This is a genomic window from Streptomyces sp. NRRL F-5727, from assembly GCF_000719555.1.
Lineage (GTDB): Bacteria > Actinomycetota > Actinomycetes > Streptomycetales > Streptomycetaceae > Streptomyces.
The window spans coordinates 18,270-43,379 of record NZ_JOGX01000081.1 but is presented as its reverse complement, the minus strand read 5'-3'; the positions used below and the strand labels follow the sequence as shown (position 1 = coordinate 43,379).

The window sequence follows — 25,110 nt, the reverse complement described above, 5'->3', positions numbered from 1 at the left end:
CGCCTAGAGGCGCGACCGTCTAGAGACGCGACCGTCTAGAGACGCGACCGCCTAGAGACGCGACCGCCCAGAGACGCGACCGTCTAGAGGCAGGACCGCCAGAGGCAGGACCGCCTAGAGCCAGCCCTGCTGCCGGGCGGCCCGGGCCGCCTCCATCCGGTTGCGCGTCCCGGTCTTCCCGATCGCCGCCGACAGGTAGTTCCGCACGGTCGACTCCGACAGATGGAGCCGGCCCGCGATGTCCGCGACCGTCGCCCCGTCCACCGCCGCCGACAGGGCCTCCCGCTCCCGCGCCGTCAGCGGGTTCGGCCCCGCGCCCAGCGCCGCCGCCGCGAGCGCCGGGTCGATGACGGTCTCGCCCCGCAGCACCGTCCGGACCGCCTCCGCCAGCTCCTCCACCGGCCCGTCCTTCACCAGGAACCCGGCCGCCCCCGCCTCCATCGCCCGCCGCAGATACCCCGGACGGCCGAAGGTCGTCAGGATCAGCACCCGGCAGTCCGGCACCTCGTCCCGCAGCTCCGCCGCCGCGTCGAGCCCCGACCGCCCAGGCAGCTCGATGTCGAGCAGCGCCACGTCCGGCCGTGCCACCAGTGCCCGGTCCACGATCTCGTCCCCCCGCCCGACCTGGGCGACGACCTCGATGTCCGGCTCCATCCCGAGCAGCAGCGCGAGCGCCCCGCGCATCATCCCCTGGTCCTCGGCGAGGAGGACCCGGATGGACTTCGACGGACGGTGGTCCCGCGGCATCTCGTTCACAACCGAGAGCCTAGGCCGGACGGTTCCTCCCCGCCGGGCGAGGCGGTCGGGTCCGGAGAGGCCGGGAGCTCCGCCGTCAGGAGGAAGCCGCCGGCCGGGGCCGCCGCCGTGGTGAGGGTGCCGCCCGCCGCCGCGAGCCGCTCGCGCAGCCCCCGCAGGCCGGTGCCGGCGCCGCCGGCGGCGGCGGGGGAGGGGCCCGGGCCGTCGTCGGCGACGGTGAGGCGGGTCCGCTCCGGGCCGCTCGTCACCACGATCTCGCACCGGCTCGCCCGCGCGTGCCGGACCACGTTCGTCGCCGCCTCCCGCACCACCCAGCCGAGCAGCGCCTCCGCCGCGGGCTCCAGCGGCGGCCCCGACCGGCGGACCACCGGCTCCACGTCCGCCGCGGCCAGCGCGGACCGCGCCCGGTCCAGCTCCGTGCCGAGACTGCCCTCGCGGTAGCCGGTGACCGCCTCCCGGATCTCGGTGAGCGCCTGCCGGCCCACCGCCTCGATGTCCGTGACCTGCCCGAGCGCCGCGTCGAGATCGCGCGGTGCGAGCCGCCGGGCCGCCTCCGACTTCACCACGATCACCGACAGGGTGTGGCCGAGCAGGTCGTGCAGGTCGCGGGAGAACCGCAGCCGCTCCCGCTCCACCGCCGCCCGCGCCAGCTCCTCACGGGTCTCACGCAGCTCCCGCACCGTCTCGTCCAGGGCGAGGATCGCCGCCGTCACCATGACCGAGATGAACGTCCCGTACACGACCCCGATGGCCGTCCAGCCGTCCCGCCAGACGGTCACCAGGGCGACCGCCGCGCAGAGCGGGAAGGCGAGCGCCGGCAGCAGCCGGGGGCGGCGCGCCACGGACCCCACCGCGAGACCGAGGAGCGGGAAGAGCATCAGCCACTCCCGGCCGTAGCCGATGGCGAGCGCGAAGGTCAGCGCGGCCAGGGCGGCGAGCAGCACCCAGGTGAGGGGGGCCTCGCGGCGCCCCCGGTCGAAGGCGCGGAAGACGACCGCGATGTAGAGGGTGTGGAAGACGAGGAGACCGAGCCCGCCGAACCAGGGGTTCGCGGCCTCGCCCCGGACCAGGTGGGAGAGGGCGCCCAGGCCCATGAGCAGCCAGGGCAGCATGCTGAACCCGTTGGGCCCGCGGCCGTTCCGGGCCCGCCAACGGTCCCGTACCGTCGCCGGACGGCACGCCGTCGTCGTGCGCTTCAGCCGGGTCACCGCCATGACGGACTCCTCCCTACACCGTTCTCGCCGCTCGACGGTACGAGACCGCCGCGTAGCCGCCGAAGAGGACCGTCCACAGGGCCAGCACGCCGAGCGCCGCCGCCGTGGGGGCGTGGCCCCCGGACACGGTCCCGCCCAGCTCCGCGAAGCGGAAGGTCGGGGTGTACGCGGCGAGGGTCCGCATCCAGTCGGGGAAGAGCGCCACCGGGAACCAGAGCCCGCCCAGGACGGCGAGGCCGAGGTTGCAGGCGAGGTTCACGACGCCGGTGGTCTGCGCGGTGAGCCGGTAGCCGTTGCCGATGCCGAGCAGGGCGAACGGCAGCGAGCCGGCCCAGAGGGCGAGCGCCAGCGCGCCCCACTGCCAGGCGGCCAGCCGGACGGAGTTGACCAGGGCGCCGGCGAGCAGCACCGAGACGATCGCCGGCAGGACGACCACCGTGCCGGTGAGGGCGCGGCCCGTCACCACCTGCCGGGGCGTCACGGGGGTGACGCGCAGCTGCCGGAGCCAGCCGGTGGACTTGTCCTCGGCGACGCCGGTGCCGAGCGAGAGGGCCGCGCCGAGGGTGCCGTACGCGGCCATGCCGATCATCGCGGCCGTGCGGAAGGCGGTGTCCTGGCCGCCCAGGAGGTTGGTGAAGAGCAGGTACATCATCACCGGCACGCCGACCGTGGAGATCACGAAGGCGGGGTCGCGCAGGGTGCGGCGTACTTCGAGGCGCACGTACGCGGTGATCATCGGGCCGACTCCAGGGGCTGAGGGGACTGACGGGGCTGTGGGTGCTGTGGGGGCTGGGGGGAGGTCAGGGCGAGGAAGGCGTCGTCGAGCGAGACCGGTGCCACCTCCAGGGCCCGGATCGCGCCCCGCTCGGCGAGGGCCCGCACGGTGGCGTCGGAGTCGGTGGTGCGCAGCAGGGCGCGGTCGCCCCTGACCTCGTACGAGCCGACGCCGGGCAGCAGGCCGAGCCGGTCCGTCGGGGCGCCCGCCAGGTCGAAGGAGACGAGGCTGCCGCCGGCCGCCCGCTTGAGCTCCGCGCTCGTGCCGTCGGCGACGATCCGGCCGCCGTCGAGGACGACGACCCGGTCGGCGAAGTCGTCGGCCTCCTCCAGGTAGTGGGTGGAGAACAGCACCGTGTTGCCCCGGCGGGCGTACCCCCGCATCGCCTCCCAGAACTCGCGGCGGGCCTCCACGTCGAGCGCCGTCGTCGGCTCGTCCAGCACGATCAGCTCCGGGTTGCCCGCCAGCGCGACGGCGAACCGGACCCGCTGGGCCTGGCCGCCGGAGAGCCGGTCCACCCGGCGGTCGGCGAGGGAGGTCAGGCCGGCCGCGGCGAGCGCGCCGGCGACGGGCAGCGGCGCGGGGTAGGTCCGGGCGACGAAGCCGACCAGTTCGCGGACGGTGACGCGGGGGACCGGCCGGCCCTCCTGGAGCATCGCCCCGACCCGGCCCGCGGCGACCGCCCGGCCCGGTCGTGCGCCGAAGAGCGAGACCCGGCCGCCGTCGGGGGTGTCGAGGCCGAGGAGCAGGTTGATCGCCGTCGACTTCCCGGCGCCGTTCCGTCCCAGCAGCGCCACCGTCTCGCCGCGCCGCACGGCGAGGTCCAGTCCGTCCGCCGCGCGGACGGCGCCGTACGTCTTGGTGACCGTCTCCAGGACGGCCGCGGGTTCGTTCGTCATGCCCTCGAACGTACGGAGCGGAGGGCCCGCCCCGGCAGGCGTCGGTGTACGGACCTGGCGGTGACAAATGTCCTGGGTGACCGTGCCCCGCACGGTACCTGACGTATCGTCAGGAGTCTGGCGCGCGAGGGTTCCCAACGCCCGGCCCCTCCGCTATACATGGGGGACACCGAACTGGAACGCGTTCTAGTCAGCCGCGTACGGGACGGTTCCCGCACGGCCTCGGCGTGACCGACGGTGCGGACGGTCGCGCCGAGGTCTTCCACTCCAGGGACCTCCAAGGAGCAGCAAGTCGATGCCCATTGACCCCGCCAAGGCCCTCGCCGCCGAACCCCGCAGCGCCGAGATCGCCTGGGACCACAAGGACGTCCAGCTGTACCACCTCGGCCTCGGCGCCGGAAGCCCCGCCACCGACCCGGCCGAGCTGCGCTACACCCTCGAATCCCGGCTCCACGTGCTGCCCAGCTTCGCCACCGTCGCCGGGGCCGGCATGGGGGTCGTCGGCGGGCTCTCCGCCCCCGGCATCGACATCGACCTCGCCGCCGTCCTCCACGGCGGCCAGTCGATCACCCTCCACCGTCCGCTGCCCACCGGCGGCCGGGCCGTCTCCACCTCCCGCGTCGCCGCCGTCTACGACAAGGGCAAGGCCGCCATCCTCGTGCTGCGCTCCGAGGCCGCCGACGACGAGGGCCCGCTGTGGACCTCCGACGCCCAGATCTTCGTCCGCGGCGAGGGCGGCTGGGGCGGCGACCGCGGCCCCTCCGAGCGCCTGGAGCTCCCGGACCGCGAGCCCGACAAGACCGTCGAGCGCCCGATCCGCGAGGAGCAGGCCCTCCTCTACCGGCTCTCCGGCGACTGGAACCCGCTCCACGCCGACCCCGAGTTCGCCGCCCTGGCCGGCTTCGACCGCCCGATCCTGCACGGCCTCTGCTCGTACGGCATGACCCTCAAGGCCGTCGTCGACACGGTGCTGGGCGGCGACGTCACCCGCGTGCGCGCCTACCGCACCCGCTTCGCCGGGATCGTCTTCCCCGGCGAGACCCTGCGCATCCGGATGTGGGCCGGGGACGGCCGCGTCCAGGTGACGGCGACGGCCGTGGAGCGCGACGACGCCCCCGTCCTCGCCGACACGCTCGTCGAACACTCCTGATCTGACGATTGGAGCCGCACCATGCGCGCAGCCGTACTGCACGAGATCGGCCAGGACAAACTGGAGGTCCTCGACGACGTCGAGGCGGTGGGCTTCGGCCCGGGCAGGGTGCGGATCCGGGTGCGGGCCACCGGCCTGTGCCACTCCGACGTCTCCGCCATGAGCGGGGTGCTGCCGCAGCCGGCGCCGTTCATCCCCGGCCACGAGGGCGCCGGCGAGATCCTCGACGTCGGCGACGGCGTCACCGGACTCACCCCCGGCCAGCGGGTCCTGCTCTGCTGGCTGCCCGCCTGCGGTGCCTGCGCCGCCTGCAGGCGCGGCCAGACCCAGCTCTGTCTCGCCGGCTTCATGAACGCCGGCACCCCCAACTTCAAGCGCCCCGGCGGGGACGTCTTCGGCTTCGCCGGCACCGGCACCTTCACCGAGGAGGTCGTCGTCGACGCCGGCTGCGCCGTCCCCATCCCGGACGACGTGCCCTTCGACATCGCCGCCCTGATCGGCTGCGGGGTGACCACCGGGCTCGGCGCCGCCATCAACACCGCCAAGGTGGAGGCCGGTTCGTCGGTCGCCGTGATCGGCTGCGGCGGCGTCGGCATCTCCGCCATCCAGGGCGCCCGGCTCCAGGGCGCCGCCCAGATCGTCGCCGTCGACCCCGTCGAGTCCCGCCGTGAGGCCGCGCTCCGCTTCGGCGCCACCGAGGCCGTCGCCCCCGAGGCCCTCGGCGACGCCAAGCAGCGGATCACCGCCGGCGAGGGCTTCGACTACGTCTTCGAGGTCGTCGGCAAGTCCGCCACCGCGCGGACCGCGTACGAGACCACCCGGCGCGGCGGCACCCTCTGCGTGGTCGGCGCGGGCGCCATGGACGACAACCTCCAGCTCAACATGTTCGAGCTGTTCTTCGACGAGAAGCGGATCCTGCCCTCCATGTACGGCGGCGGCGACGTGCTCCGGTCGTACGAGCGGGCCATCGCGCTCTGGCGGGCGGGCCGCATCGACCTGGAGTCGCTGATCACCCACCGGGTCCCGCTGGCGGGCATCAACGACGCCCTGGAGCAGATGCGGACCGGCACCTCCCTCCGTACCTGCATCGAGATCTGAGAGGACACGGGACATGTCACTGCCTCTTGAGGGGCTGAGCGCGATCGTCACCGGCGCCGGGCGCGGGCTCGGCCGCGCCGAGGCGCTCGAACTGGCCCGGCTCGGCGCGTCCGTGGTCGTCAACGACTACGGGCAGCCGGGCCGGGACGGCTCCGGGGAGGCGTCGGCCACCCCCGCCGAGGAGGTGGCCGCCGAGATCACCGCGGCCGGCGGCCGGGCCGTCGCCCACCTCGGCGACATCGCCGACTTCGAGACCGCGCGCGGCCTGGTCGACCTGGCCGTGACCGAGTTCGGCAAGCTGGACGTCCTCGTCAACAACGCGGGCATCCTGCGCGACCGGATGGTCTTCTCGATGAGCGAGGACGAGTGGGACTCGGTCATCCGCGTGCACCTCAAGGGCCACTTCAACACCACCCACTTCGCGGCCGTGCACTGGCGCGGGCGCGCCAAGGCGGGGGAGACCGGCGTCTACGGCCGGATCGTCAACACCTCCTCCGAGGCGTTCCTCGCCGGTTCGGCCGGACAGCCCAACTACGCCGCGGCCAAGGGCGGCATCGTCGGCCTCACCACCTCGACGGCGCTCGCCCTCGCCCGGTACGGGGTCACCGCCAACGCGATCTGCCCCCGCGCGCGTACCCGCATGACCGAGGACGTCTTCGCCGGCTTCGCCGAGCCGGCCGCCGAGGACGAGCTCGACCCGCTGTCGCCGGAGCACGTGGCCCCGCTCGTCGGCTACCTCGCCTCCCCGGCGGCGGCCCGGGTCAACGGACAGCTGCTCGTCGTCCACGGCGGGATGGTCGCCGTCGTCGAACGGCCCCGGGTGGCCGCCAAGTTCGACACCGCCAAGGAAGCCTTCGGCTTCGAGGAGCTGGACGCCCTGCTCACCCCGTACTTCGCGGAGCGCCCGCCGGGCGAGACCTTCGCGGCCTCCGAGGTCCTCGGGCTGAAGAAGGGCTGAACCACCACCGGCGTGTCCGTGGGCCGGGGGGGCGGTGGGAACGGCGAAGGGCCCCGGGGAGCGGATCCCCGGGGCCCTTCGCCCCGCGCGTGCCGAGCCCTAGTGCTCGCCCGCCTCGCGCCGGTGCCGGCCGTGCGGCGCGGCGGAGGGCTCCTCCGCCGCCGCGGCCGAACCGCGGTGCCGTCCGGCACCCGTGTCCTGCGACTCCTGCGTCGTCTCCGTGCTGTTCTCCGTCATGGTCGTACTCACCCCGTTGGACATGCTGGTGCTGTGCTGTTGCTGCGGCGGTGAGTCTAACCAGCGGGTTTACGGTCCGTCAGAGGCGCCTGCTGGAGCGGGACCGGCCGGCACGCGCGCGGGCGCCCGTCCTCCGTGTCCGGCCCCCGGCCCGCCTCCCCGGCCGGCTCCGGCACCCCGGCCGGCTCCGGCACCCCGGCCGGCTCCGGCTCCGGGTCCCGCTCCGGCGGCACCGTGAGGCCCGCCAGCGCGCACGGCAGCTCGTCCGTGGAGCACGGCAGCCGCAGGACGCCCTCCGGCGACCACGTTCCGGCCCCCGCCACCCACCCGGGCGGCGCGGCCACCTGGTGCATCCGCCGCCCCGACGGGCGCCACAGGCCGACCCAGCTGCCGCCCGCCGCGTCGATCCGCAGCGCCACCCCGCAGCTCTCCGGCATCAGCACCTGCCCCGGCTGGATCGCGAACGGCGTCACCGCCGCGTCGTCCAGCCGCAGGCACTCCGGGAACCGCACCGGCAGCAGACTGCCCAGCACGCCCCAGCCCAGCCGCTCGTGCCCCGGCGACGGCGCGTCCGAACGGATCAGGAGCAGCCCGCTGTCCGGGTCCGCGAGCAGCAGCCGGTCGTTGCTCTCCTCGGTGATCTGCAGCAGCGGCGACACCTCGCCGCCCCGCTCCAGGTCCACCGCCACCGTCTTCACCGGCCCGTCGCCGAGCCGCCGGTCGAGCGCCAGCATCCGCCCCGTACGGTCCAGCCAGACCCCGCCCGCGCAGTGCCCGGGCAGCTCCGCGACCCGCTCCGGGCCGAACGCCCCGCCCGCCACCAGCCACAGCGTGGTGGACTCCGGGCCGGCGTGCACCGCGTACGCGCAGATGCCGTCCGGGGACGGCGGCAGCAGCTCCACCGGCCCCGGGCCCGGGGCCTCCACCGAGCCGAGCCGCAGCTCGCCGGTGCCGGGGCCGGTCGGGTACAGCAGCGAGAAGGTGTGGCGCCGCCCGTCGACCCGGCGGCACACCAGGACCCGGCCGTCGGCCAGCGGCAGCAGCCGGGTGTCCGGCTCCTCGGGCTGGTCCAGCGGGAGCGGGACGGCGTACGGCTCCGGGCCGTCGAGCGTCCACCGCTCCGCGTACAGGGCGTCCCCGGAACCGGCGAGCCGGGCACCGTAGGCGCCGTTCGCCGTGATCGCGAAACCCGCCGGGAGGGGGACGGCCGTCCCCTCGTGGTCGCCGTCCTCGGCCGTGGTCTCGATGGCACACGCTGTCATCGACTCGTCACCTCCGGCCACGACGCTAGTTTTCGCACTTCCAGCCGAACAACACGAGCCCCCGCACTTCACACATAAGGGTGGCGGTCGGCTCGTTCGATTGAGGGCGGGGGCCGGTTGTGCTGCCGGGACCAGGGATACGTAAGGTAAGGCGAGCCTAAGCGGAGCCTGTGGGTCCGCCGTGGATCAGTCCCGCGTCGTCCCCCCTCGACGTCCGCCATCGAAGAGGAGCCCTCCCGATGTCCCTCCGCCGCCGCGGCACCGCCGCCGCCGTCGCCCTCGCCGCCGCGCTCTCCCTCGCGGCCTGCGGAGGAGGCGACGGCTCGTCCGACGCCTCCGCCAAGAAGGAGGACACGGCGAAGAAGAAGGACGTCGCCACCGGCGGCAAGGACTTCGGCGACGCCGCCGCCAAGACCGCCGCCATGGGCACCGACGCCGAGCCGGGCCGGTTCCCCCGCACCCTCACCCACGCCATGGGCACCACCGAGGTCAAGGCCGCCCCGAAGCGCGTCGTCGTCCTCGACGTCGGCGAGCTCGACAACGTCGTCTCCCTCGGCGTCAAGCCCGTCGGCTACGCCCCCTCCGAGGGCGACGACGGCATCCCCGGCTACCTTGCCAAGGACGCCGGCAGCCCGAAGTCCGTCGGCACCATCAACAACCTCAACCTGGAGGCGATCGCCAACCTCCAGCCCGACCTCATCCTCGGCAGCCAGCTGCGCGCCGCCGACAAGTACGACGAGCTGTCGAAGATCGCGCCGACCGTCTTCTCCATCCGCCCGGGCTTCACCTGGAAGGAGAACTACCTCCTCAACGCCGCCGCGCTCGACAAGACCGCCGAGGCGAAGACGAAGCTCGCCGCCTACGAGACCAAGGTCAAGCAGCTCGGCACCGACATCGGACCGAACAAGCCGACCATCTCCATGGTCCGCTACCTCCCCGGCAAGATCCGCCTCTACGCGAAGGCGTCGTTCATCGGCACCATCCTGGAGGACGCCGGCCTGCCCCGGCCCGAGAACCAGCAGATCGACGAGCTGGCGGCCGAGATCAGCCCCGAGAAGATCGACCAGGCCGACGCCGACTGGATCTTCACCGGCGTCTACGGCGACGCCAAGGCGACCAAGAAGGACGCCGCCCAGGGCAACCCGCTGTGGAAGAACCTCAAGGCCGTCAAGGGCGGCCAGGCCAAGGACGTCGCCGACGAGACCTGGTACCTCGGCCTCGGCGTGACCGCCGCGAACAGCGTCCTCGACGACCTGCGCGCCGACCTGGTCAAGTAACCCGGAGTTGTCCACAGGCCAGGACGGCGGGGCACGGAGGACAGGTAGCCTTTCCTCCGTGCCCCGTCTGTCTGAAGTCATCGCCGAACTCGACGCCCTCTGGCCGCCCCAGCGGGCCGAGCAGTGGGACGCCGTCGGCACCGTCTGCGGCGACCCCGACGCCGAGGTGCGCCGTGTCCTCTTCGCCGTCGATCCCGTCCAGGAGATCGCGGACGAGGCCGTCGCCCTCGCCGCCGACCTGATCGTCACCCACCACCCGCTCTACCTGCGCGGGACGACGACGGTCGCGGCGGGCCACTTCAAGGGCCGGGTCGTGCACACCCTGATCAAGCACGACATCGCCCTGCACGTCGCGCACACCAACGCCGACACCGCCGATCCCGGCGTCTCCGACGCCCTCGCCGGCGCCCTCGACCTGCGCGTCACCGGCCCGCTCGTCCCCGAGAACAACCTCGGCCGGATCTGCGAGCTCGACCACCCCGAGACCCTCGCCGAGTTCGCCGCCCGCGCCGCGAAGCGGCTGCCCGCGACCGCGCAGGGCATCCGGGTCGCCGGCGACCCCGCCATGACCGTCCGCCGCGTCGCCGTCAGCGGCGGCTCCGGCGACGGCCTCTTCGACGCCGTGCGGGCCGCGGGGGTGGACGCCTTCCTCACCGCGGACCTGCGCCACCACCCCGTCTCCGAGGCCACCCAGCACTCTCCGCTCGGCCTCGTCGACGCCGCCCACTGGGCCACCGAGTGGCCCTGGTGCGAACAGGCCGCCGCCCAGCTCGACGAGATCTCCGACCGCCACGGCTGGGACCTCCGCGTCCACGTCTCGAAGACGGTCACCGACCCCTGGTCCTCCCACCACACTTCCTCTGGAGCCCCCAACTGAACGCCGCGCCCGCCGACCAGATCCGCCTCCTCGACGTCCAGGCCCTGGACGTCCGCCTCCAGCAGCTCGCCCACAAGCGCAGGGCGCTGCCCGAGCACGCGGAGATCGAGGCGCTGACCAAGGACCTCACCCAGCTGCGCGACCTGCTCGTCGCCGCGCAGACCGAGGAGAGCGACTGCGCCCGCGAGCAGACCAAGGCCGAGCAGGACGTCGACCAGGTCCGCCAGCGCGCCGCCCGCGACCAGCAGCGGCTCGACTCCGGCGCCGTCTCCTCCCCGAAGGACCTGGAGAGCCTCCAGCGCGAGATCACCTCGCTCGCCAAGCGCCAGGGCGACCTGGAGGAGATCGTCCTGGAGGTGATGGAGCGCCGCGAGTCCGCGCAGGAGCGCGTCGCCGAGCTCACCGAGCGCGTCGCCGCCGTCCAGGCCAAGGTGGACGACGCCACCGGCCGCCGGGAGACCGCCCAGACCGGCCTGGACGAGGAGGCCGCCGGCGTCGCCAAGGAGCGCGAGGTCGTCGCCGGCACCGTCCCCGCCGACCTGCTCAAGCTCTACGACAAGCTCCGCGAGCAGCAGGGCGGCATCGGCGCGGCCCGTCTCTACCAGCGCAAGTGCGAGGGCTGCCACATCGAGCTCAACATCACCGAGCTGAACGAGGTGCGGGCCGCCGCGAAGGACGCGGTCGTGCGCTGCGAGAACTGCCGCCGCATCCTGGTCCGCACGGCGGAGTCCGGCCTGTAATGCGCGAGCTCGTGGTCGAGGCGGACGGCGGCTCCCGGGGCAATCCCGGACCCGCCGGTTACGGTGCCGTCGTCCTCGACCCGGCCACGGGCGAGACGCTCGCGGAGGCCGCCGAGTACATCGGCGTCGCCACCAACAACGTCGCCGAGTACAGGGGCCTCATCGCGGGCCTCCGCGCGGCCCTGGACCTGGCGCCCGACGCGGTGGTCCGGGTCAGGATGGACTCCAAGCTCGTCGTCGAGCAGATGTCGGGCCGCTGGAAGATCAAGCACCCCGACATGAAGCCGCTGGCGGCGGAGGCGGCCCGCGCCTTCCCCGCCGACCGGGTCCGCTACGAGTGGATCCCCCGCGAGCGCAACAAGCACGCCGACCGGCTCGCCAACGAGGCGATGGACGCCGGCGGGCGCGGCGAGCAGTGGTCCCCCCGCGACACCTCCGCGGCCCGGGTCGCGGCGGCCCTGCCCCCCTCGGGCCCCCCGGGCGACGCGAAGGCGGGCGCCGCCCGCGCCCGAGAGGCCCTGTCGTCCGTAGCCGGCGCGCCCGCTGTGGGCAAGCGTTCCGCAGGGCGGAACGATTGGGCACAGCCCCCGGTGCCGGGCACCGCTCCCCAGGACCCGCCTGCTGCCGAGCCCGCACCGGCCTCGGCCGGGGCGGCGGCCACCGCCCCGCCGGACCTCTCCGCCCCCGCCACCTTCGTCCTGCTCCGGCACGGCGAGACCGTGCTCACGTCCGAGAAGCGGTTCTCCGGGAGCGGGGGCTCCGACCCCGAGCTGTCCGAGGCCGGGCGCCGCCAGGCCGCCGCCGTCGCCGACGCGCTCGCCGCCCGCGGCACGATCCAGCACATCGTCAGCTCGCCGCTCGTCCGGTGCCGCCAGACCGCCGAGACCGTCGCCGCCCGCCTCGGGCTCGACGTCGTCGTCGACGAGGGGCTGCGCGAGACCGACTTCGGCGCCTGGGAGGGGCTCACCTTCGCCGAGGTCCGCGAGCGCCACCCCGAGGACCTCGACGCCTGGCTCGCCTCCGCGAAGGCCGCCCCCACCGGCGGCGGCGAGAGCTTCACCGCCGTCGCCCGCCGCGTCGCCGCCGCCCGCGACCGGCTGGCCGCGGCCCACGCGGGCCGCACGGTCCTCCTCGTCAGCCACGTCACGCCGATCAAGACCCTGGTCAGGCTGGCGCTCGGCGCCCCGCCGGAGTCCCTGTTCAAGATGGAGCTGTCCGCCGCCTCGCTCTCCGCCGTCGCCTACTACGCCGACGGCAACGCCTCCGTACGCCTCCTCAACGACACCTCGCACCTCCGGCGCTGACCCGTGGGCTGGCACTTCACCGACGACCCCGCCGTCTTCCGCGCCGCCGCCGGTGCCCATCTCGCCGCCGACCCGGCCCGCAACACCTCCGTGCTGACGCTGGCGGAGAAGGCGGCCCGGCTCGGCTGGTGGACGGAGCCCGACGGCCGGGTGACCGGCGTCGTCGCGGTCCCGCGCCCCGGACTGCCGTCGCTCGGCGTGACCACCGCCGAGGCGGCCCGTGCGCTGGCGCTGCCGGACGGCGACGCACCGGTGGAGCAGCTGCGCGGCGAGACGGCGGCGGTGGAGGCGTACCTCGACGCCGCCGGCCGCCCCTGGACCCCACTCCGGAGCATGCGGCTCTACCGGCTCGGCGCGCTCACGCCGCCCGAACCGGCCCCGGCCGGCCGCGCCCGGCTCGCGACCGAGGCGGACCTGCCCGTTCTCGCCGAGTGGACCGCGGACTTCGTCCGCGCCATCGGCGAGGAACCCGCCGACGACTACACCGGCATCCTCGCCGAACGCCTCGCCGAGGGCCGTCTCCACCTCTGGGAGGCCCCGGGCGGGCCCCCGGTGTCCATGGCCGCCGTCTCCCGCACGGTCGAGGGCCAGGCCCGGGTGCACCTCGTCTACACCCCGCCCGCCGAGCGCGGCCGGGGATACGCCGCGGGCGCCACCACCGCCGTCAGCCGGGCCGCCCTGGCCGCCGGCGCCGCGCAGGTCCTTCTCTTCACCGACCTCGCCAACCCCACCAGCAACGCCCTCTACCGGCGCCTCGGCTACCGTCCGGTGACCGACCACCTCGGGGTGCGCTTCACCGACGGCTGAGCGCCGCCGCCTCCCGCGCCAGCGCCTCCACCAACCGCCAGTCGCGGGCGGCGAGCACGTCCGGCGGCAGCATCCAGGTGCCGCCCACGCAGGCGACGTTCGGCAGCGCGAGATAGCCCGGGGCCGAGGCGGCCGAGATGCCGCCCGTCGGGCAGAACCGGGCCTGCGGCAGCGGACCCGCCAGGGAGCTGAGATACGGGACGCCGCCCGCCGCCTCCGCCGGGAAGAACTTCAGCTCCGTGACGCCCTCCTCCAGCAGGGCCAGCACCTCGGAGGCGGTCGAGACGCCCGGCAGGAACGGCACGCCCGACTCCCGCAGCGCCCCCAGCAGCCGCCCCGAGCACCCCGGGCTCACCAGGAACCGCGCCCCCGCCCGTACGGCGTCCGCCGCGCCGGCCGCCGAGACCACCGTCCCCGCGCCGACCACCGCCTCCGGCACCTCGGCCGCCACCGCCCGCACCGCGTCGAGCGCGGCCGGGGTGCGCAGGGTGATCTCGATCAGCGGCAGCCCGCCGGCCACCAGGGCCCGGGCCAGCGGCACGGCGTCGGCGGCGTCCTCGACCACCACGACCGGGACGACGGGGGCGTGCGGGGCGAGCGCGAAGAGGCCGGGGGTGCGGGGCATGGCCTCATCCTGCCCAGCACCACCAGCAAGCGCAACGAGCGTTGCGCCCTGCGCAACAGACTCAGTGGATCTCGTCCACCAGCACGTCCAGCGCCCCCGCCTTCGCCCCCGTCTCCACCACGTACCCGAGGCCCCGCAGCGCCTCCACCAGCTCCGCCGGCGTGCCCGGGGCCGCGTCCGACTCCAGCAGGCTCCGCACGATCCGGCCCTTGGTCGCCTTGTTGAAGTGGCTGACCACCTTCCGGGTGGGCGCGTGCAGCACCCGCACCGTCGCGGTCCGCGCCGCCACCTCGCCCCTCGGCTTCCACGCCGTCGCGTACGCCGACGAGCGCAGGTCCAGCACGAGCCCGTCCCCGGCCGCCTCCGGCAGCACCGAGGCCATCGCCCCGCGCCAGTGCGCGCCCAGCGCGCCGAGCCCGGGCAGCCTGACCCCCATCGAGCAGCGGTACGAGGGGATCCGGTCGGTCACCCGCACCGCGCCCCACAGCCCGGAGAAGACCAGCAGCGAGGCGCCGGCGCGCTTCCGGGCCGCCGCGTCCAGCGTCGCCAGACCCAGCGCGTCGTACAGCACCCCGGTGTAGATCTCGCCGGCCGGGCGCGCGCCCGCCGTCCGCAGCCCGGTGTTCTTCGCGACCTCGCCGCGCAGCCCCTCGCTCAGGCCCAGCACCTCGCGCGCCTTCTCCTCGTCGGCGGCGCACAGCTCGACCAGCTCGTCCAGCACCGCCGCCCGCGCCGCCGCGAGCCCCGGCAGCGACAGCGACTCCGGCTTGAGCGGCGCCCCGGACCCGGAGGGCGCCTTGCCTTCGGAGGGCGGCAGCAGCACGAGCACGGTGGTTCTCCTTACGTACGTACACGACCGGGGATGCGGCCCCGACCAGCCAGCGTACGAGGTGCCGGGCCCCCTCCCGCGCCCTACGCTCGGTTCCATGCCCCGACGCCACATCCACGTGACCGGCGCGGCGGAGGCTCCGCTGCGGGCCGCGCTGCGCGCCCTCCGCACCGAGCTCGGGGTGCCCGCGGGGTTCCCGGCCGGCGTGCTCGCCGAGGCCGAGGCCGCCGCGAAGGACCCCCGCCTCCCCGCGTACGACGCCACCGACCTGCCGTTCGTCACCATCGACCCGCCGACCTCCACCGACCTCGACCAGGCCATGCACCTGGCCAGGCGGGCCGACGGCGGCTACCGCGTCCACTACGCCATCGCCGACGTCGCCGCCTTCGTCGCCCCCGGCGGGGCGATCGACGCCGAGGCCCACCGACGGGTCCTCACCCTCTACTTCCCCGACGGCAAGGTCCCCCTCCACCCGCCGGTCCTCTCCGAGGGCGCCGCCAGCCTGCTGCCCGGCGAACCCCGCCCCGCCCTGCTCTGGCGGATCGACCTCGACGCCGAGGGCCGCCGGGTCGCCACCGACCTGCGCCGCGCCCTCGTCCGCAGCCGCGCCAAGCTCGACTACGCCTCCGTACAGCGGCAGATCGACTCCGGCACCGCCGAGGAGCCCCTCGCCCTCCTCCGCGACATCGGCCGGCTCCGCGAGGAGTGCGAGATCGAACGCGGCGGGATCTCCCTCGACGTCCCCGAACAGGAGATCGTCGAGCTCCCCGGCGACCACACCTACACGCTCGCCTACCGGGCGCCGCTGCCCGCCGAGAGCTGGAACGCGCAGATCTCCCTGCTCACCGGCATGGCCGCCGCCGACCTCATGACCGCCGCCGGCACCGGCATCCTGCGCACCCTGCCGGTCGCCCCCGACGGGGCCGTCGCCCGGCTGCGCCGCTCCGCCGAGGCCCTCGGCGTCGCCTGGCCGCACCACGTGCCGTACGCGGAGGTGGTCAGGAACGCCGACCCCACCGACCCCCGCCAGGCCGCCTTCCTCCAGGAGTGCACCACCCTGCTGCGCGGCGCCGGCTACACCGTCTTCGCCGACGGCCGGCTGCCCGACCCGGCCGTGCACGCGGCCGTCGCCGACGAGTACACCCACTGCACCGCCCCGCTGCGCCGGCTCGTCGACCGATACGCCTCCGAGCTGTGCGTGGCGGCCGTCGCCGGGGACGAGCCGCCGGCGTGGGTGCGGGCCGCGCTGCCCGGCCTGCCGGACGTCATGGCCGCCGGCTCCCGGCGCGCCAACACGGTGGAGCGGGAGAGCGTCGACATCGTCGAGGCGGCGCTGCTCAGCGGCCGGGTCGGCGAGCTCTTCGACGCGTACGTGATCGACGTGAAGGAGCGGGAGCCGTCCGCCGGCACCGTCCACGTCGACGACCCGGCCGTCGTCGCCCGGGTCGCGGGCGGCACGGCCCCGCTGCCGCTGGGCGAGTGGCTGCGGGTCAGGCTCGCGGCAGCGGATCCCGGCCGGGCGAAGGTGCTGTTCGCGCCCGCGTGACGGCGTCGCGGACCGCCGCGTACAGCGCCCCGGGGTCGTCCGCGTGCAGCCGTACGGTGGTCACCGGCCGCACCGAGCCGAGCAGCCCGACCACGTCCACCGGCCGGTCCAGCTCCAGCGTCACGGAGGTCTGCGAGCCGACGGCGAGGTTCAGCTCGCCGTCCCGCTTCTCGTGGGTGAAACGGTTCTCCCGGCGGACGGCCGCGATCCGGTCCAGCGGGACCGGCACGTCCACATGGGCGGCCTGGCGGACCCGCAGGCGCCCGCCGGCCAGCACGTGCGGCCGGGTGACGGAGGCCGCGTGCAGCCCGAGCACGAACAGGACCGTGTAGACCTCGAGGACGAGGACGACCGCGTGGACGACGGGCCACCCGGCCAGCAGCCACGACATGCCGGCCGTCTCGACCAGACAGACGAAGGCGAAGCCGTACATGAGGGCGGCCTGGTCCCGCGCGTGCGGGAAGACGCCCTCGGCGCCCGCCGTCCCGTGCGGCCGCCGCGCCGCCCACCGCCCCAGGCTCGTCATCAGCCGCAGCTCGTGCCCGGCCAGCCGCAGCACCCGCTCCGGTACGAGCTCCGCCAGCGCCTCCCGCCGCGACAGCCCCCGGCGCCGCAGCCGCAGCCACACGACGCCCTCGGCGGCGAGCAGCGCGACCATCACCAGCTCCGCGCCGGCCAGTACGGCGCCCGGGATCCGCACCCCGCCGAGCAGCAGCACGAACACCACCAGCTCCGCCGGCAGCGCCGCGTACGCGATCCCGCGCAGCACCCGCAGCACCGGCCCCCGCTCACTCCCCGCCATGGCCGTCACCCTCCCCGGAACGCTCCGCCACCAGCGCCATCGCGCGCCGCACGGCGGCCGCCTGGGCCGGCGCGAGATCCGCGAAGAACACGTCCGCGAGCCCGCCGGACCCCTCGACGGGCAGCTCGAAGCCGCCGATCCCGGCCGGCAGCGCCCCGGCGAGCGCCCGCGCGGCCTCCTCGACCCGCGGATCGTCCGCCGGGGCGTCGGCGAGCGCGTCGAGGAGCCCGTACACCTCCCTGGCGCTCCCGGCGACCTCGTGCATCAGCCCCATCAGCCGGGCACGCTCCCCGGCGGGCACGACGGTGTCGAGCAGCGCGAGGATCTCCCGGTCCTTCACCGCCATCGGCGAGTCCGGCAGCTCGCCGACGCCGGCGAGCAGCGCCGCCAGCTCCGGCGAGACCGGCCCCTCGGCGGTGAGCCGCCCGGCCCGCGCCTCGCCGAGCAGCCCGGCGAGCCGCGCCCGCCGCTCCCGCACGACCGCCTCCTGGCGCGCCAGGTCCGCGTCCAGCTCCTCCAGCACCTCCACCAGCTCCCGCCCCTCGTCGTCCGCGAGCACGTCGCGCACCTCGTCGAGGCCCAGCCCCAGCTCGGTCAGCCGCCGCACCCGGGCGAGCAGCACCGCGTCCCGGATGCCGTACTCCCGGTAGCCGTTGGGCCGCCGCTCCGGCTCGGGCAGCAGCCCCAGATGGTGGTAGTGCCGCACGGCGCGGGGGGTGACCCCGACGAGCGCGGCGAGCTCTCCGATACGCATGCCCTCATGAGAAACCCTGACGTCGCGGCAAGGTCAAGCACCGTCCCTCCCGCCAGGTAGCATGGTCGGCACGGCAGACGAGCCGGGCGGGCGGCCGCGTGGAGGTCTTCGGATCTCCCCGAGGAACGTCCGGGCTCCACAGAGCAGGGTGGTGGCTAACGGCCACCCGGGGTGACCCGCGGGACAGTGCCACAGAGAACAGACCGCCGGGGGCCTCGGCCCACGGTAAGGGTGAAACGGTGGTGTAAGAGACCACCAGCGCCTGAGGTGACTCAGGCGGCTAGGTAAACCCCACCCGGAGCAAGGTCAAGAGGGGACACCCCGGTGTCCCTGCGCGAATGATCGAGGGCTGCTCGCCCGAGTTCGCGGGTAGACCGCACGAGGCCGGCGGCAACGCCGGCCCTAGATGGATGGCCGTCACCCCGACGACCGCGAGGTCCCGGGGTACAGAACCCGGCGTACAGCCCGACTCGTCTGCCCCTCAGGGCCCCCACGCGGGGCCCTTTCGTGTGCGGCGGGACGGCGCGCCGGTCAGGCCAGGACCTCCACCGTCCAGTGCGGTGCGCGGTCGTCCGTGCGGGTCACCACCGGCTTCGGGGCGAGCGAGCGGTCCTCGAAGAGGTCGCGGCCCAGGGGGAGGCCGTGCTGGGTGATGACGTACGTGCCGGTGCCGAGGGCGTCGAGGGTGGTGACCGTGGCGACGCCCTCCGGGGTGACCCGCTGCAGGCGCCAGACCGAGGCCGGGGTGTCGTCGGGGCGGACCAGGACCGGGGCCCGGTCGGTGCCGGCGGCGGTGAGCGTGTCCTCGGTGCCCTTGACGGTCAGGCGGAAGCCGCCGTCCGCCTCGCCGACCGCCCACTCGGCGGTGCGGTGCTCGTCGACCAGGAAGCCGACCAGCCTTCCCTCGTGGACCCCGACCGGGGCCCCCTTCGCGTACAGCCTGACGATCCGGTCCTGCTCCGACATCGCTCCTCCAGCGGCGGACGGGGGCTTGGCCCCTCGATAGCCCCCCCCCGCCGGGGCGGGGGGGGGGGGGGGGGGGGGGGGGGGGGGGGGGGGCGACCGCGAGATCCGGCCACCTGAGCGCATCCCGTCCGACGGCGAGGAGGCGGCCGCTACCATCGACGTCTGTTCACCGATGGGCGAGGGGGCCTGACGATGCGCGTTCGCGTCGAAAGCGACGACGACAAGCAGGCGTTGACGGAGCTTCAGGACTGGCTGGCCCGGCATCCGAAGGCGCGCCGGCTGTCCGTCACCCCCGTCTCCACCCCCGGGCCCACCATGGGCGCGATGGACGCCCTGGAGATCATCCTGGGGTCCGCCGGCGACATCGCGAACTTCGCGGTCGGCTACGCCGGCTGGCGGCTCGCCCGCGGCCGCGCGGAGAACCGGGGCGCGCGCACGCTGACCTTCGGGGGCACGACCGTCGACATCGGGCACCTCGAACCGGAGCAGCTGGCCGACCTGCTGCGCCGGCTGGAGGCCGGGGACACGGCCACGGCCACGGGCGACGGCGCCGACCCGTCGTGACCGACCCGGCGGCCCCCTCGTCCCGGGCTGTCCTCCTGGGCGTCCACGCGTTCGCCGGCTTCCCCGGACTCGACGGAGTCGCCAAGAACATCCCCGGGCTCGTCGAGCAGCTCACCCACCCGGAGCGAGGACTGCTCCGGCAGGCGGACTGCGAGATCCTTCCCGCCGACAGCCCGCGGGACAGATTCCTCACGGCCGTGTCCACCGCCGCGGAGGAAGCCTCCGACCTGCTGCTGGTCTACTACGCCGGGCACGGGCACCACCCGCGGGGCGGGCAGGGCCTGCTCCTCGCGACGAAGGAATCCAGCCACGGGCGGAAGTTCCACTCGATCGACTACAACGAGATCAGGGAGTGCGTCGACCACTCCCTCGCGCGCCACAAGGTCGTCATCGTCGACTGCTGCTACAGCGGCTACGCCGTGCGGATGGGCGGCGAGGACCGCCCGGAGGACGAGGACTTCGGCATCGAGGGGGCCTGCGTCCTCACCTCGGCCGCGGCGACCGAGGAATCGCTGTGCACCCCGGCCGGCAGCGTGTTCACCCTCGCCCTGACGGACCTGCTCCGAGACGGGATCACGGGACCGCTCGGCGACGGACGCCGAGGCGAGGAGCAGCGCCATCTGACGACCGGGGACGTCCTGACGGTCCTCAGGTCACGGCTGGCGGACCGGATGGAGGGAGGCAAGGAGGTACCGGAACCCCGCATCGCCGCCACCGGCGAAGGCTTCCGGATCCCGCTCGCCCGCAACCGGGCCTTCACCGGCGAGAAGCCCGCCGCCGCGGCAGGGGCCGCCGGCCGGCCCGCCCGACGCCCCCCGGGGCTGGGGTCGGTGATCCCCCAGGAGAGCTTCGTCGGAGGGCTCGGCGGGTTCGAGCGGAACCTCACCCCCGAATGCCTCCCCTACGTGTCCCCCGGCCAGGACCACGACACCGAACCGTCCCGCCTCTTCCGCCGCCTGCGCGCCTCCGACGACCGCGGCGTGCTGCTCACCGGCGCGGCCGGCACCGGAAAGACCCGCACCGTCCTCGAGGTGGGACGGGTGGCGCTGGACGAGGGCTGGCGGGTGCTGCACCTGCGCCCCGGCGGCAAGGAGTCCGTGACCACCGAGGTCGTCGACGAGGTCCTGGCCGAGGCCACCCCCGCCCTGGTGGTGATGGACTACCTCCACCACTACGTCAGGAACGACGGCCCCCGGCTCGACCTGACGACCCTGCGCTACCAGCTCCTGCCGGCCGCCCGCCTCCAGGGGATCAAGGTGGCCTTCCTCGCCACGGCACGCCCCGGCTGGCTGCGCAAGAGCGACGAACTCCACCTGTACGAACTCTTCGACGAGCTCACGCTGCGGCAGGACGAGGAGTTCCAGCGGCGGGTGGCGGAGCAGGCGCTCACCAGGCTGGCACCCACCGCCGTCGCCCGCCTGGGCATGGACCGGATGTGGGAGATCTGCGGTCACCGCCCCGTCATCGCGCTGCTGATCGCCCGTGAGGTGGAGCGCCGCTTCGAGGACGGCAGCCTGCCGGACCTCGCCGGGCTGCGGGCCAGCGGCGAGCTGTCCACCTGGCTCAGGAGCCGGCTGGAGGAGGACGACCTCGGCGTCGTCCGGACCGCGGGGGAGCACCCCAGGGCGACCGCGTTCCAGCAGGTCCCGGCGTCCGATCTGCTGGTGGCCGCGGCGGCCGCGGCCACCGCGTGTCCGCAGCGGTACGCCGAGGTGGTCGCCGCCGCCCGGGCCGCGCTTCCCCGGGGACGCGAGGACGCGCTGGAGGCCGAGGAGGTCGTGGAGACCCTGCTCGACCTGGGATGGCTGCAGCGCACCGGGCCGGCCGACACGGTGACCACCGCCCACGACATCGTCTGCGACCAGCTCGCCGAGTCCGTGATCCTCCCGTCCGGATCCCGGTCCCCGGACCGCCGGAGGACCTCGGCCCTGCTCGACGCCTCCCTCACCGGCCCCCGGACGCTCGGGCGCTACGCGACGAACCTCGCCCGGCTGATGAACGACCTGGCGCCCCGCTCCCGGGACGCGGTGTCGGAGCTCCTCGACCGCTGGTTCACGGAGAACGCCGCCGCCATCGGCGACGCCATGCGGCGCGACGCCGACACGGGCGGGTACGCCCTCGGGGCCCTCGTCTACGGTCCGCCCTGGTCGCAGGCGGCCGTACGGAACTGGCAGGAGATCGCCGGACCCTGGCTCGACGAGTACGGCGACCACGCCGACGCCCGCCACCTGCTCCACAGCGGCCTGTCGCGCCTGCCCGCCGAGAGCGCGGCCCTGCTCGTGCCGACGGCGCTGCGCTGGCTCGACGCGTACGGCTGGCGCCAGGACGCCAGCTACGTCCTGGGCCCGCTGCTCAGCCGGACGGACCTCCCGGACGGGCTGAGCCCGTTCCTGGAGAACGCGATCGGCTGGATCAAACTCCACGGCCGGTCCCGGGAGGCCCACTTCGTCCTGAGCGCCCTGGTGACCCGCGGCGACCTCGCCCCGCACCAGGTGAGGAAGGCCGTCCCCGCGGCCCTGCACTGGTGCGAGAACACGATGGCCGCGCGGCAGACCGGGACGATCCTGTACCCCCTCCTCGTCCGGCGGGACCTGACCAACGACGAGGTGCGCCGCGCGTTCGCCGCGTCCTACGGCTGGGTGGGGCGCCACCACACCCTGGAGATCTCGTCGAGGGTCGTCGTCGCCCTGCTGGAACACCCCGACCTGCCGCGCGAGGAGATCCGCTACGCCGCCACCCTGGCGCTCGAATGGCTGGAGCACCACGGCGAGACGCGGCACGCCAACCGGGTCCTGCACCCGGTGCTGGGCCTGCGGGGAGCGGGCAGGTCACAGCTCCGGCAGACGGTCGACCACGCGCTCCGGTGGCTGTCGTCCCACGCCGTGGAGAACGACGCCGACTTCCTGATCCGCCGGCTCCTCGAGGGCGACGACCTCACCCCCGAGGAGCGAGGGGTGGTGGCGGGCTTCGGCGTCGCGTGGCTGAAGGCCCACGCCGAGGACAAGGACCCCGACTTCCTGATCCGCCGGCTCCTCGAGGGCGACGACCTCACCCCCGAGGGCCGGGGGCTCGTGACGGGCTTCGGCGTCGCGTGGCTGGAGGCCCACGCCGAGGAGGAGAACGCCAGCTTCATCATGTCCAGGCTGCTGTCCCGGAGCGACCTCGCCGAGGAGCAGGCCCGGCTGACCATAGGGCTCGCGACGTCCTGGCTGGAGCTCCACGGACACAAGCCGGGGGCCGGGTTCGTCCTCCAGCACCTGCTCGGGCGGGAGGACATTCCCGCGTTCGAGGCCGGCCGGGCCGTCGTCCTGGCCCTCGGCTGGCTGTCGGCGCACCAGGAGGACAAGGACGCCAGCTACGTCCTGCCCGCCCTGCTCGCCCGGCCCGAACTCGCCGGCGCCCAGGCGGAACAGGGCATCGCCTCGGCGCTCGCCTGGCTGCGCGCGCACCACCTCGCCGACACGGCGGACCGGGTCCTGCGCCCCCTGCTCCGCCGCGCCGAACTCAAGCCCGCCGGCGTCCGGTCCGGCGTCCGGTACACGGCCCGCTGGCTGGAGCAGCACCGGCGGCACAAGGTCGCGGGTTCCCTGCTCGGCGCGCTCCTCGCGCGCGACGACCTGACGACGGCGGAGGCCGCGGCCGGCGTGGAGGAGGGACTGACCTGGCTGGAGCGGCACTGCCCGGGCAGCGGAACCGACCAGCTGCTGCCGGAGCTGCTGCGGCGGCCCGAGCTCACCGCCGAACAGCGCGGGCGGGCCGCGGCCTTCGCCGAGCTCCGGGAGCGGGAGGATCCCGCCCTCCGGCTGGAGGTCCAGCGGCTCCACCGGGCGCTGGAGGACCACACGGCACGCACCGACGAGGAGCGGCTGCGGGACCTGGTCCACGCCGTGGAGTGGCTGGAGGAGAACGCCACCGAGCGGCAGGCGCTGCACCTGCTGACCACCGTGCTCGGGCAGCCCGCGCTCCAGGACGCGGAGCAGGCGGAGGAGTACGCCGGAAGGGTCGTCGCCTCAGCCCTCGCCTGGCTGGAGCGGCACGGCACGACCATCACCGCCACGTACCTGATCCAGCGGCTGCTGAAGACACCGGGCCTGACGGACGCGCAGCTCGACGCGGTGGTGACGCACAGCCTGCGGTGGCTGGTGACGTACGAGGAGCAGCCCCGCGCCCGGTTCGTGCTGGAACTGCTCCTCACCCACAGGGAGCTGAACGAGCGGCAGCTCGACGACAGCGCCCTGCTGGCCATCGGCTGGCTGCGGCACCGGGTGACGACCGTCGAGGCGGGGCTGCTCGCGGAGCGGCTCCTGGAGTGTCCGGGGCTGGTGGAGAACCGGGTCCGGGACACCGTCGCGATGGCCCGTGCCTGGCTCGCCCGGCACCACGCGATGAAGGAGGCCGGCTTCGTCCTCACCCCGCTGGTGGCGCGGGGGGACCTGACGGACGGCGAATGGGAGTGGGTCCTGCCGCGCGCCCTGGAGTGGCTGAGGAGCCACCGGACCAGCCGGGCGGCGCGGCGGCTCCTGGTCGCGCTCGCCAAGCGCGGCGGGATGGGGCCGGCCGAGCGCGACACCTACCTGGACACGGCCCTCGTCTGGCTGGAGAACCACGGCCATGCCGTCAAGCTGCACCGCACGCTGCGGTCGCTGCTCGACATGGAGGGCCTGAGCGAGGCCCAGACCGCGCGGCTGGCGGACTACGGGCTGTGGTGGATCCGCCGGCAGGAGACGACGGAGGCGTGGTGCATGCTCGGCGTCCTCGCCGAGCGCCCGGACCTGCCGGCCGACCGGGCCGCGGACGTCGACGCGCTGGTGACCGCCCGGGTGTCGGCGGACCCCACCGCCTCCCGCGCCACCTTCGTGCTGGAGCCCCGTCTGACCCGCCTCGACGTCCCGCTGGCGCAGCGCGCGAAGACGATCTCCTGGTCGCTGGCGTGGCTGGAACACCGCATGCCGCACTGGCGCGCCCGCTTCCTCCTCCGGTCCCTGCTCGTGCTGGAGGACCTGTCGGCGGCGGAGACGCGGCGCGTCGTGGAGTGGTCGGTCCAGTGGCTGGAACACCACGGCGACGGCACCGCCGAGACCTTCGCCCTCCAGGGCGCCGACGCGGTCCTGGGCCCGCTCCTCGCGCACGAGCTCGACGAGGGGCAGCGGCAGCGGCTGGAGGCGGCGCTGCCGCCGGGAGCCGGCCCGGCGGGCCCGCCGCCGGGCGAGCCGGCCGCGGTGGTGCCGTCCGCCCGGGCCCCGGTCACCCGGGCGGCCCAGCCCGGGCGCTGACACGCCGGGGGCGCGGCCGGGTTCCGCCGGGCGGGCGGGACGGGCGGTGTACGGGTAGGGCATGACGCTTCCCGTGGACCGGCTCCGTGAGCCCGCCGTGCGCGCCTTCGTCGCCGCGCTGAACGCCAACGACCGTGACGCCTTCGCCGCCGCCCTCGCGCCCGGGGCGACCATGTCCGACGACGGGTCGGAGCGCGACCTGGCGGAGTGGACCGAGCGGGAGGTCTTCTCGTCGAACGGGCGGATGGTGGTGGAGAGCGAGACCGAGGACGGGCTCGGCCTCGTCGCCACCTACGGCAACGACACCTGGGGGGCCATGCGGACGGTCTGGCGGTTCACCGTCGAGGACGGGAAGGTGGCGCGGTTCGAGACCGGGCAGGCCCCCGTGGAGTGAGCC

At 75.0% G+C, this 25,110-nt stretch carries 23 protein-coding genes and 1 other RNA gene; 13 read left to right on the top strand and 11 right to left on the bottom strand.

The window, feature by feature from the left end; translation table 11 throughout:
- Positions 1-114: 114 nt before the first annotated feature.
- From IF73_RS0133590 to IF73_RS0133575, 4 genes are read right to left on the bottom strand one after another with little or no spacing between them, the layout of a single operon-like run.
- Positions 115-747: a response regulator transcription factor gene (locus tag IF73_RS0133590; RefSeq protein WP_031014484.1), complete on the bottom strand. Its 633-nt coding sequence runs from the start codon at positions 745-747 to the stop codon at positions 115-117.
- 5 nt (positions 748-752) lie between these two features.
- A complete protein-coding gene (locus tag IF73_RS0133585) occupies positions 753-1,970 on the bottom strand; it encodes a sensor histidine kinase (RefSeq protein ID WP_078868398.1) in 1,218 nt (405 codons plus the stop codon).
- Positions 1,971-1,983: 13 nt separating this feature from the next.
- Entirely contained in the window at positions 1,984-2,706 is a 723-nt protein-coding gene (locus tag IF73_RS0133580; RefSeq protein ID WP_031014480.1) for an ABC transporter permease, read from the bottom strand.
- Positions 2,703-3,644: an ABC transporter ATP-binding protein gene (locus IF73_RS0133575; RefSeq protein WP_051717568.1), complete on the bottom strand. Its 942-nt coding sequence runs from the start codon at positions 3,642-3,644 to the stop codon at positions 2,703-2,705. Before IF73_RS0133575 ends, IF73_RS0133580 begins: the two co-directional genes overlap by 4 nt.
- 295 nt (positions 3,645-3,939) lie before the next feature.
- Here IF73_RS0133575 and IF73_RS0133570 point away from each other — a divergent pair, with 295 nt between their 5' ends.
- Genes IF73_RS0133570 through IF73_RS0133560 form a run of 3 tightly spaced genes read left to right on the top strand, consistent with a single transcriptional unit; the run spans position 3,940 to position 6,850 of the window.
- Positions 3,940-4,794 (top strand): MaoC/PaaZ C-terminal domain-containing protein, encoded by an 855-nt coding sequence (locus IF73_RS0133570; protein ID WP_031014473.1) that lies wholly within the window; start codon positions 3,940-3,942, stop codon positions 4,792-4,794.
- 21 nt (positions 4,795-4,815) lie between these two features.
- Complete coding sequence (locus IF73_RS0133565; protein WP_031014471.1) at positions 4,816-5,892, top strand: Zn-dependent alcohol dehydrogenase; 1,077 nt, start codon at positions 4,816-4,818, stop codon at positions 5,890-5,892.
- A gap of 13 nt (positions 5,893-5,905) precedes the next feature.
- A complete protein-coding gene (locus IF73_RS0133560; protein ID WP_031014469.1) occupies positions 5,906-6,850 on the top strand; it encodes a 3-oxoacyl-ACP reductase in 945 nt (314 codons plus the stop codon).
- A gap of 99 nt (positions 6,851-6,949) precedes the next feature.
- Here IF73_RS0133560 and IF73_RS41675 read toward each other — a convergent pair whose 3' ends face one another.
- Positions 6,950-7,087, bottom strand: coding sequence for a hypothetical protein (locus tag IF73_RS41675; protein WP_199806767.1), 138 nt, complete (start codon positions 7,085-7,087; stop codon positions 6,950-6,952).
- A gap of 56 nt (positions 7,088-7,143) precedes the next feature.
- Entirely contained in the window at positions 7,144-8,349 is a 1,206-nt protein-coding gene (locus IF73_RS0133550; RefSeq protein ID WP_199806766.1) for a hypothetical protein, read from the bottom strand.
- Between the two features lie 239 nt (positions 8,350-8,588).
- On the opposite strand from IF73_RS0133550, the gene IF73_RS0133545 reads away from it, so the two are divergent.
- The 5 genes from IF73_RS0133545 to IF73_RS0133525 are packed head-to-tail and all read left to right on the top strand — an operon-like array spanning position 8,589 to position 13,354.
- Entirely contained in the window at positions 8,589-9,626 is a 1,038-nt protein-coding gene (locus IF73_RS0133545) for an ABC transporter substrate-binding protein (RefSeq protein WP_031014464.1), read from the top strand.
- Between the two features lie 58 nt (positions 9,627-9,684).
- A complete protein-coding gene (locus IF73_RS0133540; RefSeq protein WP_031014461.1) occupies positions 9,685-10,503 on the top strand; it encodes a Nif3-like dinuclear metal center hexameric protein in 819 nt (272 codons plus the stop codon).
- A complete protein-coding gene (locus IF73_RS0133535; protein WP_199806768.1) occupies positions 10,500-11,243 on the top strand; it encodes a zinc ribbon domain-containing protein in 744 nt (247 codons plus the stop codon). Before IF73_RS0133540 ends, IF73_RS0133535 begins: the two co-directional genes overlap by 4 nt.
- Entirely contained in the window at positions 11,243-12,547 is a 1,305-nt protein-coding gene (locus IF73_RS0133530) for a bifunctional RNase H/acid phosphatase (RefSeq protein ID WP_031014457.1), read from the top strand. Before IF73_RS0133535 ends, IF73_RS0133530 begins: the two co-directional genes overlap by 1 nt.
- Before the next feature lie 3 nt (positions 12,548-12,550).
- Complete coding sequence (locus IF73_RS0133525) at positions 12,551-13,354, top strand: GNAT family N-acetyltransferase (RefSeq protein ID WP_031014455.1); 804 nt, start codon at positions 12,551-12,553, stop codon at positions 13,352-13,354.
- On the opposite strand, the gene eda is transcribed toward IF73_RS0133525, so the two are convergent.
- Entirely contained in the window at positions 13,341-13,979 is a 639-nt protein-coding gene (eda, locus tag IF73_RS0133520) for a bifunctional 4-hydroxy-2-oxoglutarate aldolase/2-dehydro-3-deoxy-phosphogluconate aldolase (RefSeq protein WP_031014453.1), read from the bottom strand. The genes IF73_RS0133525 and eda overlap by 14 nt on opposite strands.
- Positions 13,980-14,040: 61 nt before the next feature.
- Positions 14,041-14,808, bottom strand: a complete 768-nt coding sequence (gene yaaA / locus IF73_RS0133515) for a peroxide stress protein YaaA (RefSeq protein WP_031014450.1) — start codon at positions 14,806-14,808, stop codon at positions 14,041-14,043.
- Between the two features lie 97 nt (positions 14,809-14,905).
- On the opposite strand from yaaA, the gene IF73_RS0133510 reads away from it, so the two are divergent.
- Positions 14,906-16,354 (top strand): RNB domain-containing ribonuclease, encoded by a 1,449-nt coding sequence (locus IF73_RS0133510; RefSeq protein ID WP_031014448.1) that lies wholly within the window; start codon positions 14,906-14,908, stop codon positions 16,352-16,354.
- Here the strand turns inward: IF73_RS0133510 and IF73_RS0133505 are convergent.
- Together IF73_RS0133505 and IF73_RS0133500 are read right to left on the bottom strand one after the other, a co-directional pair.
- Positions 16,299-17,156: a hypothetical protein gene (locus IF73_RS0133505; RefSeq protein ID WP_031014446.1), complete on the bottom strand. Its 858-nt coding sequence runs from the start codon at positions 17,154-17,156 to the stop codon at positions 16,299-16,301. The two genes, IF73_RS0133510 and IF73_RS0133505, sit on opposite strands and share 56 nt — an antisense overlap.
- Positions 17,143-17,910, bottom strand: coding sequence for a MerR family transcriptional regulator (locus IF73_RS0133500; RefSeq protein WP_031014444.1), 768 nt, complete (start codon positions 17,908-17,910; stop codon positions 17,143-17,145). Before IF73_RS0133500 ends, IF73_RS0133505 begins: the two co-directional genes overlap by 14 nt.
- Before the next feature lie 78 nt (positions 17,911-17,988).
- Between IF73_RS0133500 and rnpB the strand changes: the two genes are divergently transcribed.
- Positions 17,989-18,387: RNase P RNA component class A (rnpB, locus tag IF73_RS38950), an RNA gene on the top strand.
- A gap of 54 nt (positions 18,388-18,441) precedes the next feature.
- On the opposite strand, the gene IF73_RS0133495 is transcribed toward rnpB, so the two are convergent.
- The gene (locus IF73_RS0133495; protein ID WP_031014441.1) at positions 18,442-18,876 is read right to left on the bottom strand and encodes an I66 family serine proteinase inhibitor; all 435 of its coding nucleotides are present in this window, start codon (positions 18,874-18,876) and stop codon (positions 18,442-18,444) included.
- Between the two features lie 192 nt (positions 18,877-19,068).
- On the opposite strand from IF73_RS0133495, the gene IF73_RS0133490 reads away from it, so the two are divergent.
- The 3 genes from IF73_RS0133490 to IF73_RS0133480 all read left to right on the top strand — a co-directional run bounded on the left by IF73_RS0133490 (position 19,069) and on the right by IF73_RS0133480 (position 25,107).
- Positions 19,069-19,440, top strand: a complete 372-nt coding sequence (locus IF73_RS0133490; RefSeq protein WP_031014439.1) for an effector-associated constant component EACC1 — start codon at positions 19,069-19,071, stop codon at positions 19,438-19,440.
- Complete coding sequence (locus tag IF73_RS0133485) at positions 19,437-24,713, top strand: caspase, EACC1-associated type (protein ID WP_031014437.1); 5,277 nt, start codon at positions 19,437-19,439, stop codon at positions 24,711-24,713. The genes IF73_RS0133490 and IF73_RS0133485 overlap by 4 nt, the downstream gene beginning before the upstream one ends.
- A gap of 61 nt (positions 24,714-24,774) precedes the next feature.
- On the top strand, positions 24,775-25,107 hold the full coding sequence (locus tag IF73_RS0133480; protein ID WP_031014435.1) for a hypothetical protein: 333 nt from the start codon (positions 24,775-24,777) through the stop codon (positions 25,105-25,107).
- Positions 25,108-25,110: the final 3 nt, after the last annotated feature.